Genomic DNA, 13,892 nt, shown 5'->3' with positions numbered 1-13,892 from the left:
CGTGCGGTCAGTCGCCGCGCCGGCGGGCGGCCGTGTCCTCACGCAGCCGACCGGTGTGCTGCGTCAGTGCGTCCACGCGATCCGCCAACTCACCGTGCCCCGGAGCGAGATGGGGGTGCAGTGCGGTGAGTGGGGTGACCAGGGCGGCGGCGTCGTCGGTGCCGAGGGCCTGCCGGAGCCGGTCCAGCGGGGCGTCCGCCGCGGCGGGGAGATCGGTCAGCGCCGCGATCCGCCCGGCGAGCGACCGCAGATCCGCCGCGTGCTGCCGGGCCCACGCGGTGATCGACCGGTCTCCCGCCCGGCGGTCCCGGGTCGCCCGGACCCGCTGCTCCCCGGTGCTGCCCTCGGAGCCGGGACGCAGGCGCAGATAGCGCCGCTCGGCCGCCTGCCGGCTCGCGACGCCCAGCGGGTCGGCGAGGTCGGCCCAACTCGCCCCCGCCGCGCGGGCCGTCTCGATCAGGCCGGTCTCCCAGCCCGCGAGCTGCTCCCGCACCTCGCGCAACAGCTGGAGCGAGGCCAGGGCCTCGGCCCGCTCCGTGGCCGGTGGCGGACCGGAGGTGGCGTCCCCGGCGTGGCCGAGTGCGTCGCGGACCGCCTCGTCGATGGTCTGGAGGGCCGCCCACGCGGCAAGGAAGGAGACGGCGTCCGGGGTGGAACGCCGGGGCGGTTCGGGTTGGGTCGGTGGGGTCACAGGGGGCTCCTCGCTGCGCTCGACGATGCCGTCATCCTTTCGGTGACACGGTCAGTTGTCATCGAATGGATGACATGCTACAACGGTGGCAGGTGAAAAGCGCGGGCTGACCGCCTGATCGACCGGAGGTGTTTCCGTCATGCTGATGCGTACCGACCCCTTCCGTGAACTCGACCGGATCACCGAGCAACTCCTGCGCCCCGGCACCTGGTCGCGCCCCTCGGCGATGCCGATGGACGCGTATCGGGAGGGCGACGAGTACGTGGTGGCCTTCGATCTTCCCGGCGTCTCGCCGGATGCGATCGACATCGACGTCGAGCGGAACATGCTGACCGTCAAGGCCGAACGTCGGCCGGCGGTGAACGCCGACAACGTGCAGATGGAGCTGTCCGAGCGTCCGCTGGGCGTCTTCTCCCGGCAGATCGTCCTCGCGGACACGCTCGACACCGAGCGCATCGACGCCGACTACGAAGCGGGTGTGCTGACCCTGCGCATCCCGATCGCCGAGCGCGCCAAGCCCCGCAAGATCGCCATCGGCGGGGAGTCCCGGCGCAAGCAGATCAAGGGCTGACCCGGGCCGGCCCGCGACAGCGGCGGGGACCGGAACGCAGATCCCCTTCTTCCCCCCGGTTCCGGCCCCCGCCCGCACCACCCTGGGAGGCGGCTGAGGTGACCCTGCGATGGGAAGCGTTCCTGGACCGGGTCCAGGAACGCGGAGAGTACGAGACGCACGGGGAGGCCGAACGCGCCGCGCGCGTCGTCCTGGCCCTCCTCGGTGCCCACCTGGTGGGCGGGGAACGGGCCGAACTGGCCGCCCGGCTCCCGGAGACCATGGCTCTGATCCTGCTCAACCCGCTCCAGGCCGCCGAACCGCTCTCCCCGGAACGGTTCGTGCGCGCCACCGCGGCCTGGATCGAGGGAGCCGGCGAACAGACCGCCCGGTGGGACGTCGGAGCCGTCCTCAGTCGCCGCCGAGGCGGCGGGCGAGGATCTCACCCGACGCATCCTGCTTCAACTGCCGCCCGGGTATGACCTGCTCTTCGGCGGGCATCCGAAGAGCACCTGAACTTTGATCCACCGCTGTCCGCCCCCGCGCCTGCTCGACGACGAGTCGCGGGGGCGGACGGCGCATCGACACGAGCAGTACGGACGAGAAGGGCTGCCGCCACGATGACCCACGAACCCCGGAACGCCGGCGCACCGATGGACACGACCTTTGGCCTGCTGTTGGAGAAGATCCGGTACGAGGGCGCCTACCCCACGCGTGAACGCGCCGAGGAGAGCCTGTGCGCCGTGCTGGGGGCGCTCGGCCGCCAGATCACCGGCGACGAACGCGTCGCACTCGCCGCCGCCCTGCCCGAGGAAGCCGCCCGGGTGTTCACCGCGGAAGTGCCTGCCGTGAAGCAGCTCGCCGGGGCCGCCTTCGTCGCCGAGCTCGCCGAGCGTACCGGGGGCACCCCGGCGACCGCCCGGTGGGACGCTGGGGTGGTCCTGAGCCAGATCGCCGCGCTGGTCGGCGACGACCTCGTCGCCGAGGTGGTCAGCTGCCTGCCGCCCGGTTACGCGCTCCTCTTCGGCCGCGCGGAACTCCTCGCCCAGGCGGCCTGATCCGGCACGGCTGCGCGCGGGTCCCGGAATCCGGGTCCCGCGCGCAGCCGCAGGGTGACAGTGAACGAGATCAGCGGCCGCCGGGCCGCGGGAGTTCGGATGCTCCGGTTCCCGGGTCCGCCCGCTCCTGTGGGGAGCGGGCGGACCCGGGAACGTACCGGGGCTACTTGAGGCCGCTGTTGATGGCCGTCACGAGTTCGCCGTTGGCCGTGTCACCGTTGAACTCCCAGAAGAACGCGCCGCCCAGGCCCTGGCTCTTGGCCCACGCCATCTTGGTGCCGACGGTCGCCGGGGTGTCGTAGCTCCACCAGTCGTTCCCGCAGTGGGCGTACGCCGTGCCTCCGACCGTGCCGGTGGCCGGGCACGACGTCTTGAGGACCTTGTAGTACTGGTTGCCGGGCTCGATTCCGGCGGCCGGGCCCGTGGCGGTACCGCCCGGAGCCGACTGAGTGACCCCCGTCCAACCGCGGCCGTAGAAGCCGATGCCGAGGAGCAGCTTGGAAGCCGGGACGCCCTTGGCCTTCAGCTTGGCGATGGCGTCCGCCGAGTTGAAGCCCTGTGCCGGGATGCCGGGGTACGAGGTGAGCGGGGAGTGCGGGGCTGTGGGACCCTGCGCCGCCCAGGAACCGAAGTAGTCGTACGTCATCACGTCGTACCAGTTGATGTACGGGGCGGCGCCTCCGTAGTCGGCGGCGTCGAGCTTGCCCCCGTTGGAGCCGTCCGCGGTGATGGCGGCGGTGAGCAGGTTGTCCGGGCCGAACTTGGCCCGCATGGCCTGCATCATGTTCTTGAACGCGGCCGGGCCGCTGGTGTCGCAGGTCAGACCGCAGGCGTTGGGGTACTCCCAGTCCAGGTCGATGCCGTCGAAGACATCGGCCCAGCGGGGGTCCTCGACCAGGTCGTAGCAGGACTGGGCGAAGGCCGCGGGGTTCTGGACGGCCTGGCCGAAGCCGCCGGACCAGGTCCAGCCGCCGAACGACCAGAGGACCTTGATGTGCGGGTACTGCGCCTTCAGCTTGCGCAGCTGGTTGAAGTGGCCCGCAGCGGCTGGTCCCACGCGTCGGCCTTGCCGTCGACCGACTGGGCGGCGGTGTAGGACTTCTCGTAGTCCTCGTACGCGTCGCCGATGGTGCACTTGCCGTTCTGCACGTTGCCGAAGGCGTAGTTGATGTGCGTGATCTTCTCGGCGGATCCTGAGGTCACGAGGTTCTTCACCGTGTAGGAGCCCCAGTTGGTGAAGTAGCCCAGGTTGATCTTCCCGTTGCCGCCGGGGTTCTCACCGCCGCCTCCGCCACCGGTGGTACGGACCGTCGTGGCGGCCGAGGCCGGTCCGGTCTGGTCGGCGGTGTCGCGGGCCACCACGGAGTAGCTGTAGTCCGTGCCCGCGGTCAGTCCGGTGTTGGTGTACGTGGTGCCGGTGACGGTTGCGACCGTGGCACCGTCGCGCTTGACGTCGTAGTTCTTGATGCCCTTGTCGTCCGTGGCGGCCGCCCAGGACAGCTTCACCGAGGAGTTGGTGATGTCGCTCGCGGTGGGCTTGCCCGGAGCGGAGGGGCGTTGTCGCCGGGGTTGGTGGAGCCGCCGTCGCACGGGTTGCCGTTGAGCTTGCAGCCGGAGGGTGCGCCGGAGCCGGATCCGTTGAAGCCGAAGGAGACGGACGCGCCGGGGCCAGGGTGCCGTTCCAGCCGAGGTTCTTGGCGGTCCAGTGGTTCGCGGAGTTGGTCACGGTGGCGTCCCAGGCCGAGGTGACCTTGGTGTTCGCCGGGAAGTCCCACTCGACGGTCCAGGCGGAGAGGGTAGTGGTGCCGGTGTTCTTCACCGTCCACTTGCCCTCGAACCCGCTGCCCCAGTCGGATGCCTTGGTGTAGGTGGCGGTGGCCGAGGCGGCTGCTTGCGCCGGGGTCGCGAGGCCCACCATGGCGGCCAGTGGCACGAGGAGCGCAGTGGCTCCCGCGACGGCCCTGGACCGCTTGCCGGGGGAGGCGCTCCGCGGGGATCCGGTACGGCGCCATCGTATGTGTGTACTCAAGGCTGCTCCATGAGTGGCTCCAGGGGACAGGGGAATCCCTGGCCCGTCAACCCTGCGGGGCCAGGAGCACAGGGCTCTCGCCGGCGATCGCGCAGTGTTGCCGTGACCCTAGGAAGGCCTAGACCAATCGTCAAGAGGTCTGGACCAAGGGAATTGGCGGGGCGCCCTGTGGGATGGCCGCCGAGGAGAAGGCGGTTCAGGGCCCTGTGCGGCAGGGGGCAACGGGTCGGCCCGTGGATCAGCTTGAGGAGGTGGCGGCGGGGGATTCCAGCGGCGGGCGCGGTGTGAGGCGGGGGTGACGCCGTATGCGTCCTTGAGCTGTTCGGGGATGGCGTAGTGCATGACGCGTCCGCGGGTGAGCGAGGACAGTTCGAGAAGGGTGGTGAGACGGCCGAGGTGGTCCAGTGCCCTGGCGCCCAGTGGCGAGCGGTCCTCGATCGTCTCCAGGAGACCGAGGAGGTGAGGTACGGCCTTGACGGCGGTGTCCCACGAGGAGCGGGGCACCCGGAGCCAGTCGGCGCAGGTGTCGCCGATGAGGTGCCGGATGAGCGCGGAGACGACCGGGTCGAAGAGGGTTCCTGGTACGACCTCCTCGTAGAGATCGATGAGCTGCCGGGTGAGCAGAGTGCCCTCCTCGGAGGGGCCCATGTGCCGGACCATGTACAGGTCCAGGAAGGCTCGGGCGTCGTCCAGGGTAGGGGGTACGGCTTGCTGGTCGACGCCCAGCATCGCCCCGACCACGCGCCAGGCGTAGTAGTAGGCCTCCGCCCCCTCCGTGGACATGTGGATGCCGAGGCGGTGCAGGCTGTCGAGAACGAGCAGGGAGAAGAACATCTGCCCGCCGATCATGTCCTCCTGACAGATCGGCGTTCCCAGCCCGCTGGTGTCCCAGCGGTTCTCGCGCTGAAGGTGATGTCGGATGGACGCGTGCAGAAGTCGGACCTTCTGGGCGGCGGGGATGAAGCGGCCACCGGCCTCGAAGGCATCGGGTTGCATCAGGTAGACGGTGAACTGGCCGGTCTCGGCCATTCGTTTGGAGGGGTACCTCAGCCCGTGGGTGGCCGATAGCAGCCTCGCCACGTGCGGAACCACGTAGCAGGCCGGCATGGAGGCGAACGACAGGGCAGTGGAGATGTGCACGTTGTTGTCGATGAAGAACAGCCGGGCCTTCTCCATCAGCTCCCAGTCGACCCAGTCCGGCGGGGCGCTCGTGGTCCGGAGGTACTCCCGGGCGACATCGGGCAGCCCGTCCGGAAGGGGCGTGCCCGTAGTCGACACATGGCGCATCAGGGTGTTGAACTTGCCCACCTCTCCGCGCTCGAAGAGCGCCGCGACGGTGGCGTCGGCCAGTTCGTCGCCGCCCTGCCGCAGGACGTTCATCGAGGCCTCGGTGTAGTTCATGACGTAGCTTCCTTGTCGTTGAGGCGGCCGACAGTGGCGAGGGTCAGAACAGGCGGACGGTGGCCGAGTTCGCCAGCGCGCCGAGCGCATCGGCCGGGCCCGCCGGAAGGTCGAGGTCTCCGAGGGCGCCGAGAGCTTCCTCCACCCGTGCCGTGATCATGTCTTCGACGAGAGAGGGAGCTCTCAACCGGCACATCACCTCACGCACGGCTTGGAGCCCGGCTTCGTCCAGGCCACGTTGGCCCAGGAGGGCCCGGAGACGGGTCCGGTCGTCCTCACCGGCGATGCGCCAGGTCTCCGCCAGCAACGCTGTGGGCCGTTGCCCGCGTACGTCGTCCGCGTTGGCCTTGCCGGTGTGCTCGGGGTCTCCGAACAGCCCGAGCAGGTCGTCCCTGAGCTGGAACGCCTCGCCCAGAGGCAAGCCGTAGGCGGAGTAGCCTTCGCGCAGCCGCCCGCCGGCCCCGGCCAGCGCGCCACCGATCAACAGAGGCTGCTCGACGGTGTACTTGGCGGTCTTGTACCGGATCACCTGTAGGGACGCATCGGTGTCCGGCTCACTTCCGGTACGCAGGATCTCCAAACACTCGCCTGCGATCAGCTCCCGGCCCAGAACCGACCAGAGCGGACGGGCCCGGCCCACATAGGCGGCGGGCAGGCCGCTGGTGGCGAACAACTGCCCGGCCATCCCCATCAGCAGGTCCCCGACCAGCATGGCCAGCGACCTGGCGGCCGCTGCGGAACGGGGACGCCGTCGCACGGCTCCGCGCAGGGCGACGTGAGCGGTGGGACGGCCGTGCCGCAGAGCACTGTCGTCAATGAGGTCGTCATGGACGACCGCGGCGGCATGGATCAGCTCCAGGGACGCGGCCGCCCGCAGCAGTGCGGAGCTGTCCGGCTGCCCCACTGCCCGCCATCCCCAGTAACAGAACGCGGCTCGCAACCGTTTGCCGTCCTGGACGGCGGCCTCCAGCTGGGCGGCCACCGGAGCGAGTGAGGGATCGATCTTCGCGAACAGATCGACTTCCCGGGCGACGAACTGATGCAGGACCTCGTCGACCCGGGTCTTGAACGCTGCCGCGTCCCACCGGTCAGACATCTTCGGTGGACCGCCGTGCGACGGCCTGGCGGGCCAGGATCTCCAGATGGGCAGGGGGCGGGGCCGCGTACCGGTCCAGCACCAGCCGCCCCGGGCCTTCAGCTCATGCTCGGCCTCCGCCGCCAGCTCGGCGGTGTCCGAACGGCGCAGCAGCCCTCGGACCGCACCCAGGGCCGAACCGATCGCGCTCACCGCCAGGTCGGCCGCCCCGGCCACGAGCAGCACCGCACGTTCGTCGAGAGTTTCGCCGTGGCCCGATTCGCTCGTCATGCCGCTCCCCGCCTCCACGCTTTCGCCGGCGCAGGTCGCGCCCTCTGTCACAGGATCCCCACGTACCGGGGGTGGGGAGGCAGAACCCACCATCGAGTGAGCGAGGCGCTCGCATGTGCGATCGTCGGGCCGGCCGGTCGGCCGGAGTCTGGTGAACGGCAAGCCGATCACCGACGGCGGGGGACACGGCGTCCGACGCGGACACGCGCTTCGCGCTGGAAGTCGCAGGGCTGGGTCCGGCGGGGCGGACGATCGGGTCCCCCGTGGCTCCTGTTGTGCTCGCCACGGACCCGCCCTCGCGAGATCGCTCGCGGCGACGAAGCGCTACCGGGGCTTCTCGTCCGGACGAGAAGCCCCGGGCGGGGAACTTACTGGCGGATCGTCACCGGTTCGATCTCCGCGTTGTTGTGCCGGCGGGCCCAGTTCTCCAGGGCGACCCGGCAGGCGTGGTCGAGGTGGCGCAGTCCGGTGAGGTCCAGCTCTATGGGCTGGTCCTGCGGGAGCTTCTCCAACTGCTCCAGGATGCGGGGCAGCCGGAGGAAGGTGGCGTTCCCCGTGAGGGTCACCACGACCCGGCCGCCGGTGAGCTCATGGGTGGTGAGCTGGACGTGCGAGGTCTCCCAGGCCGACTTGACCACGGCCAGCAGCAGGCCGAGCACGACCCCTCGAAGAGGTTGGTCACCACGATGGCGATCGCGGTGATCGCCAACAGGACGGCCTCCCCACGGTGTTCGCGCCAGAGCGGGCCGAACTCCTTGGCGGGAACCAGCTTGCACCCGGCGTGCACGAGGACTCCGGCGAGCGCGGCCAGCGGGATGATCCCGACGGCGGCGGGCAGGAGCGCGGCGAAGAGCAGCAGCCACAGACCGTGGGCGACCCGGGAGAGCGCGGTGGTCGCCCCGGCCTGGACGTTGGCGGCGCTGCGGACGATGACCGCGGTCATCGGGAGGGCGCCGAGCGCCCCGCAGAGGGTGTTGCCGACACCCTGGGCCACCAGCTCCTTGTCGTAGTCGGTACGGGGGCCGTCGTGCATCCGGTCGATGGCCGCCGCGCTGAACAGGCTCTCGGCCGAGGCGATGAGGGCGAAGGCCAGGACGGTGCCGATGACCGCCACATCGGCGAGCCGGGAGAACTCCGCCCGCCGGGCAGATCGATGGCGTTCAGCAGCCCGTTGACATCGGCCACCGCGGGCCGCAGCCCGGCCAGGGAGGCGACCGCGGTGGCCAGGGCGACCGCGGCGAGGGGCGCCGGGACGATCCGGACCCGGGCCGGGAGCTTCGGCCACAGCAGCAGCACCGCGACCGTTCCGGCGCCGAGGCCGAAGGCGGTCAGGGCCTCCTGGTTCGTGACGATGTCCGCCGCGAGACCGGGGAGCCCGGCCAGCTTGGCGAGACCGCTGCCCGGCTGTTCGAGGTCGGCCATGGCGTACACCTGGCCCAGCACGATGATCAGACCGATGCCGGCGAGCATCCCCTGCACCACGGAGACGGAGATGGCGCGGAACCAGCGACCGAAGCGCGCCAGGCCCAGCACGACCTGGAGCAGTCCGGCCGCGAGCACGATCGGGCCGAGCGTGCTCAGGCCGAACTCCTTGACGGCTTCGAAGACGAGGACGGTGAGTCCGGCGGCAGGGCCGCTGACCTGGAGTTTGCTTCCGGGGAGGAGGCCGACGACGAGTCCGCCGACGATGCCGGTGACCAGGCCCAGTTCGGCCGGGACTCCGGAGGCGACGGCGACGCCGACGCACAGCGGCAGCGCGACCAGGAAGACGACGAGTGACGCCAGCAGGTCACGTCGTACGACGTGGGGTTCTTGAGTTCCTTCGCGGAAATCACGATGGCTTCCCTTGTGGGTACGGTCGCGCCCGGCCGGGGCCGAGCGCGCGGGACGTGGGGGAGGGAGAGCCGTCAAAGGCGGGCGAACTCGGTGCCGCGCTCGGGGCGGTGCACGCTGACGGAGCCGGTGTGCACTTCGTAGTACCAGGCGTGCAGGCCGAGGGAGCCCTCGGCGAGCCGCTCGCGCACCGCGGGGTAGCCCCGCAGGGTGTCGAGCTGGGCGAGGGCGTGGGCCTGGACCGCGCCGGGGAGGTCGCCGGCGTCGTCGGGGGGTGTGCGGCCGTCCGTGGAGCGCTCCAGCCAGTGGCGGACGGCGGGCATGGCGGAGAGGTCGTCGCCGCGGAGGATCGCGCCCACCGCGCCGCAGTGGGAGTGCCCGCAGACGATGATGTCGCGCACCTGGAGCACGCACAGCGCGTACTCGATGGTGGCGGCCTCGCCGGTGGGCCGGTCCCGGCCCGGGTAGGGCGGAACGATGTTGCCCGCGGTGCGGAGTTCGAAGAGCTGCCCCGGGCGGGCGCCGGTGATCAGCGAAGGGACGACACGCGAGTCCGAGCACGTGACAAAGAGCGCTTCGGGGGTCTGGCCGTCCGCGAAACGTTCGAAATCCTTTGCGTTCGCGGCGACGTGCTCGGTGAATGTCCGGGCGTGTTCTACGAGGGACTGCATGGTGGCCTGCCTCCTGCATCCGGCGGTGCCGGGGAGCGGTGTGGTCGGGTCATATTGACGAATGCGCTAGTTGTATCCGTATGCGTGTTCGGAATAGGTGAAGGGGTCCTCACCTGTGGTTTGCCGGACGGCAGCCGTCATGAGGCCCCCTCCGGACGCTCCGCACGGATACAACTACACCTGAGCATATAGACCAGAACTTTGCTATCGCATTACCTTCTCGTGAAGGAACGTAAATGCGCCACCCGAGTCATTCATTCGGCTTGTTCTTTGTGATAGCCAAGGGGTGGGGAGTTCCGAAAGGTGTGTCTGCGGCGTCAGATGCGCCGGCCGTGCACGAAGAAGTGCGGCTCGGGTTCGCCCGCCGGGTGGTCCGGGGTGAACAGCGCGCTGTGCGTCCACTCCACGGCGACCCCCGCCCGCGCGGTCAGGGCGGTGAACTCCTCGGCGCCGAAGCTGGACACCCGGACCGGCTGCCCCATGAACACCGCGTCGACTCCCGCGACGTCCACCGGTACCGTCGCGGCGGCCAGCAGCCCGCCGGGCCGCAGGGAGCGCACGAGCCGCTCCAACAGGTCGCTCTGCTCGCCGCGCTCCAGCTGGAGCAGCGAGAAGTACACACAGACCGCGTCGAACTCTCCCTCCGCCAGAGGGAGGTCACGGATGTCCGCGCACCGGAACTCGGCCCCCGGTACCTGCCGGGCCGCCAGAGCGGTCATCACCGGCGACACGTCGACGCCCAGCACCCGGTGGCCCGCGTCCGCCAGGGTCTGTGCCGTCGGCCGGCCCGTCCCGCTGCCCACATCCAGCACGCTGCTGCCGGGGTCAGGCCGGCCAGCAGCCGCTCCAGCGACTGCCGGTGGGCGGCCGAAGCGGCGAAGGCCCGTTCGTACTCCGCGCCGAGCGCGTCGAACACCGCCGCGGCCTCACTTCCGTGACCCTCGCCCGCGCGTCCCTGGCTGTCACCCATCGAGGCGGTCCTTCCGTGGTCCGGCGGCCGGCCGGGGGCCGTGTGCCCGGCCGCTGAGAGCGTCCCCCGGCGAGCGCCTGAGTATGCCGGCCCCGCGCTCCTGAGTACGTTCTCCGATTGTCCGGGCCACCCGGCCGCTGTTCGATGGCCGTATGACCACCGAAGCGCCGCGCCGCCCCCGTATCGAGCACGTCACCACCGCCGGTTCCGCCCTGGCCGTCACGCTGCTCCCGCTGGTGGTCGGCGTGCTGTTGGCCAAGACCTTGGCGGCGGACCCGATGACATCGGTGAACGCGCTCGTCACCAACGGGCACCGCCCGCGGGTCTCGCCGAAGGAGTGGCGCCGGTGCGGCGGCCACGCCCTGCGACGGCTGCGAACCGCCGAGCGCCCCTCCTTCGGCCGTAGCGGCGCGCGCTGACGCCGCCCGCCCGGTGGGGTCCGGCCGGACGGCGTCAGCGCGCGCCGCTACGGGCGTGGAACCCGGGTCAGCCGACCGGCTGGACCGGCCGCTCCCCGTCCGATGACGGCCGCTCGAACTGGGTGCGGTACAGCTCCTCGTACCGGCCGCCGGCCGCCAGCAGCTCCGCGTGCGTGCCGCTCTCGACGACCCGGCCCGCCTCCAGCACCAGGATCCGGTCGGCCGCCCGTACGGTCGAGAGCCGGTGGGCGATCACCAGGGCGGTCCGGCCCGACAGCGCCTCGGCCAGCGCCTCCTGGACGGCCGCCTCCGAGGTGGAGTCGAGGTGCGCGGTCGCCTCGTCGAGGATCACGACCCGCTGACGGGCCAGCAGCAGCCGGGCGATGGTGAGGCGCTGGCGCTCCCCGCCGGAGAGCCGGTAGCCACGCTCGCCGACCACGGTGTCGAGCCCGTCGGGCAGCGAGGCGATCAGACCGTCCAGCCGGAGCGGCGCAGGGCGTCCCAGATCTCGTCCTCGGAGGCGTCGGGCCGGGCGATCAGCAGGTTGGCGCGTACCGACTCGTGGAACAGGTGCCCGTCCTGGGTGACCATGCCGAGCGTGTCCCGGATCGAGTCGGCGCTCAGATCGCGGACGTCGACACCGTTCAGCCGTACGGAACCGGCGTCCGCGTCGTACAGCCGGGGCAGCAACTGCGCGATCGTCGACTTGCCCGCGCCCGAGGAGCCCACCAGGGCGATCGTCTGGCCCGGTTCGGCCCGGAAGGACACCTGGTGCAGGACCGGGGTGCCGCCCCGGTCGTCGAGCGTGGCGACCTCCTCCAGCGAGGCCAGGGAGACCTTCTCGGCGGTGGGGTAGCCGAAGGACACCTCGTCGAACTCCACGGAGACCGGCCCTTCGGGCACCCGGCGGGCGTCCGGCTTCTGCTCGATCAGCGGCTTCAGGTCCAGAATTTCGAAGACCCGCTCGAAGCTGACGAGCGCGCTCATCACCTCGACCCGGGCCCCGGCGAGGGCGGTGAGCGGCGCGTACAGCCGGGTCAGCAGCAGCGCCAGCGCCACCACGGCGCCCGGGTCCAGGCTGCCGCGCAGGGCGTAGAAGCCGCCGAGCCCGTAGACCAGGGCCAGCGCCAGGGCGGAGACCAGGGTGAGGGCGGTGATGAACGCCGACTGGGCCATCGCCGTACGGACGCCGATGTCACGCACCCGGTCGGCGCGGGCGGCGAACTCGGCCGATTCGTCCGAGGGGCGGCCGAAGAGCTTGACGAGCGTCGCGCCGGGGGCGGAGAAGCGCTCGGTCATCTGGGTGCCCATCGCGGCGTTGTGGTCGGCCGCCTCCCGCTGGAGTCCCGCCATCCGGCTCCCATCCGGCGGGCCGGTACGACGAACACCGGAAGCAGCACCAGCGACAGCAAGGTGATCTGCCAGGAGATCGTGAGCATCACCGCGAGTGTCAGCAGCAGCGTGACGAGGTTGGAGACGACTCCGGAGAGGGTGTTGCTGAACGCCCGCTGCGCGCCGATCACGTCGTTGTTGAGCCTGCTGACCAGGGCGCCGGTCCGGGTCCGGGTGAAGAAGGCCACCGGCATCTTCTGCACATGGTCGAAGACGGCGGTGCGCAGGTCCAGGATCAGCCCCTCGCCCAGCGTCGCCGACAGCCAGCGGGTGAGCAGACCGAGGCCGGCCTCGACGACGGCGATGAGCGCGATGAGCAGGGCGAGCCGGGTGACCGCGCCGGTGTCCTCGCCGCTGACGATCGTGTCGACGACCTTCCCGGCCAGCAGCGGAGTCGCCACCGCGAGCAGCGCGGTGAGGACGCTCAGCAGCAGGAAGCGGTGGATCCGCCGTCGGTGGGGCGGGCGAAGAGCATGATGCGGCGCAAGGACGCCCGGGAGAAGGGCCGGCGGTCCTGCTGGGCGTTCATCGCGCTGTGCAGCGAATGCCACGCCGTGACTTCCATGTCCATGGGGCGCTCCGATATCGATGGCCCCGGATCGCCCGACGGCCTGCGGACCCCGTCGGCCGTGCGGCCCCGGGTTCACTGAGAACGCTAGAACCTGAAGTTTGCTTGAGGTCAAGACGGACGGTGTGCCGGGGCAGGGGGAGAGCCTGGCGGGGTCGTGGCCGGCCGGTCGCGCGGCCGGTCGGAGCGGTCATGCGGGGCTGGCATGATCGAGGGATGAACGAGAGCATCATCGCCGCGTGTGACGGGGCGTCGAAGGGTAACCCCGGGCCGGCCGCCTGGGCGTGGGTCGTGGCCGACGCGCAGGGCGAGCCCGTGCGCTGGGAGGCCGGTCCGCTCGGCGCCGCGACCAACAACGTGGCCGAGCTGACGGCTCTGGCGCAGCTGCTGGAGTCCACCGATCCGGCGGTGCCCGTCGAGGTGCGGATGGACTCGCAGTACGCCATGAACGCCGTGACCAAGTGGCTGCCGGGCTGGAAGCGCAACGGCTGGAAGACCTCCGGGGGCAAGCCCGTCGCCAACCGCGAGCTGGTCACCCGCATCGACGCCCTGCTCGCCGACCGCTCGGTGACGTTCCGCTATGTCCCGGCCCACCAGGTGAACGGCGACCCGCTCAACGCGATCGCCGACCAGGCGGCCAGTGAGGTGGCCGTCACCCAGCTTCCGGCCGGTACGGCGCACGGCGCGACGGCTCTGCCGGTGCCCGCGCCCGCGCGCTCCACGAAGGGGCGTACGGAGGCGTCCGGGGCGTCGGGCGGCTCGAAGGGCAGGGGGCCGGGGGCGCGTCCCGGAGCGGGCGGTCCGGCGGCACGATCAAGGCGCGCTTCGCGGGCCGGTGCCACTGCGGCAAGCCGTACGCGGCCCAGGAGCCGATCGCGAAGAACCCGAACGGCTGGGGCCACCCGGAGTGCCGTACGGTCCCCGCCTGACCGGACGGGGAGGCG

Annotated in this window: 7 protein-coding genes and 7 pseudogenes; 5 read left to right on the top strand and 9 right to left on the bottom strand. The window is 71.2% G+C overall.

The genetic code is table 11. The features are described 5' to 3' along the window. Window positions 1-7: 7 nt before the first annotated feature. Complete coding sequence (locus tag CCZ36_RS01640) at window positions 8-691, bottom strand: HSP18 transcriptional regulator (RefSeq protein ID WP_128816901.1); 684 nt, start codon at window positions 689-691, stop codon at window positions 8-10. A 139-nt stretch (window positions 692-830) separates the two neighbouring features. Here CCZ36_RS01640 and CCZ36_RS01635 point away from each other — a divergent pair, with 139 nt between their 5' ends. The 3 genes and pseudogenes from CCZ36_RS01635 to CCZ36_RS01625 all read left to right on the top strand — a co-directional run bounded on the left by CCZ36_RS01635 (window position 831) and on the right by CCZ36_RS01625 (window position 2,299). Then, window positions 831-1,262 (top strand): Hsp20/alpha crystallin family protein, encoded by a 432-nt coding sequence (locus tag CCZ36_RS01635; RefSeq protein WP_069735230.1) that lies wholly within the window; start codon window positions 831-833, stop codon window positions 1,260-1,262. Between the two features lie 98 nt (window positions 1,263-1,360). Beyond that, window positions 1,361-1,757: pseudogene (locus tag CCZ36_RS01630) on the top strand (DUF2267 domain-containing protein). A 104-nt stretch (window positions 1,758-1,861) separates the two neighbouring features. Next, a complete protein-coding gene (locus CCZ36_RS01625) occupies window positions 1,862-2,299 on the top strand; it encodes a DUF2267 domain-containing protein (RefSeq protein WP_069735228.1) in 438 nt (145 codons plus the stop codon). A 163-nt stretch (window positions 2,300-2,462) separates the two neighbouring features. Here the strand turns inward: CCZ36_RS01625 and CCZ36_RS01620 are convergent. The 7 genes and pseudogenes from CCZ36_RS01620 to CCZ36_RS01585 form a co-directional block, all read right to left on the bottom strand. Next, a pseudogene (locus tag CCZ36_RS01620) lies at window positions 2,463-4,217 on the bottom strand (glycosyl hydrolase family 18 protein). 219 nt (window positions 4,218-4,436) lie between these two features. Then, window positions 4,437-5,729 carry an oxygenase MpaB family protein gene (locus CCZ36_RS01615; protein ID WP_128816900.1) on the bottom strand — a complete coding sequence of 431 codons (1,293 nt, stop codon included), beginning with the start codon at window positions 5,727-5,729 and terminating at the stop codon, window positions 4,437-4,439. Window positions 5,730-5,772: 43 nt separating this feature from the next. Next, the gene (locus CCZ36_RS01610) at window positions 5,773-6,825 is read right to left on the bottom strand and encodes a polyprenyl synthetase family protein (RefSeq protein WP_128816899.1); all 1,053 of its coding nucleotides are present in this window, start codon (window positions 6,823-6,825) and stop codon (window positions 5,773-5,775) included. Further along, window positions 6,818-7,095 (bottom strand): annotated as a pseudogene (locus CCZ36_RS01605) (polyprenyl synthetase). Before CCZ36_RS01605 ends, CCZ36_RS01610 begins: the two are co-directional and overlap by 8 nt. A gap of 368 nt (window positions 7,096-7,463) precedes the next feature. Continuing rightward, window positions 7,464-8,930: pseudogene (locus tag CCZ36_RS01595) on the bottom strand (SulP family inorganic anion transporter). A gap of 72 nt (window positions 8,931-9,002) precedes the next feature. Continuing rightward, window positions 9,003-9,599: a carbonic anhydrase gene (locus CCZ36_RS01590; RefSeq protein ID WP_069735222.1), complete on the bottom strand. Its 597-nt coding sequence runs from the start codon at window positions 9,597-9,599 to the stop codon at window positions 9,003-9,005. 317 nt (window positions 9,600-9,916) lie between these two features. Further along, window positions 9,917-10,569: pseudogene (locus CCZ36_RS01585) on the bottom strand (class I SAM-dependent methyltransferase). A gap of 152 nt (window positions 10,570-10,721) precedes the next feature. On the opposite strand from CCZ36_RS01585, the gene CCZ36_RS01580 reads away from it, so the two are divergent. After that, on the top strand, window positions 10,722-10,988 hold the full coding sequence (locus CCZ36_RS01580) for a hypothetical protein (protein WP_128816898.1): 267 nt from the start codon (window positions 10,722-10,724) through the stop codon (window positions 10,986-10,988). A 67-nt stretch (window positions 10,989-11,055) separates the two neighbouring features. Here CCZ36_RS01580 and CCZ36_RS01575 read toward each other — a convergent pair. Further along, a pseudogene (locus CCZ36_RS01575) lies at window positions 11,056-12,951 on the bottom strand (ABC transporter ATP-binding protein). 213 nt (window positions 12,952-13,164) lie between these two features. On the opposite strand from CCZ36_RS01575, the pseudogene CCZ36_RS01570 reads away from it, so the two are divergent. Next, window positions 13,165-13,877, top strand: a pseudogene (locus CCZ36_RS01570) (ribonuclease H family protein). Window positions 13,878-13,892 lie beyond the last annotated feature (15 nt).

The organism is Streptomyces sp. S063 (assembly GCF_002832675.1).
GTDB lineage: Bacteria > Actinomycetota > Actinomycetes > Streptomycetales > Streptomycetaceae > Streptomyces > Streptomyces sindenensis.
This window is presented reverse-complemented; position numbering and strand designations above follow the sequence as displayed.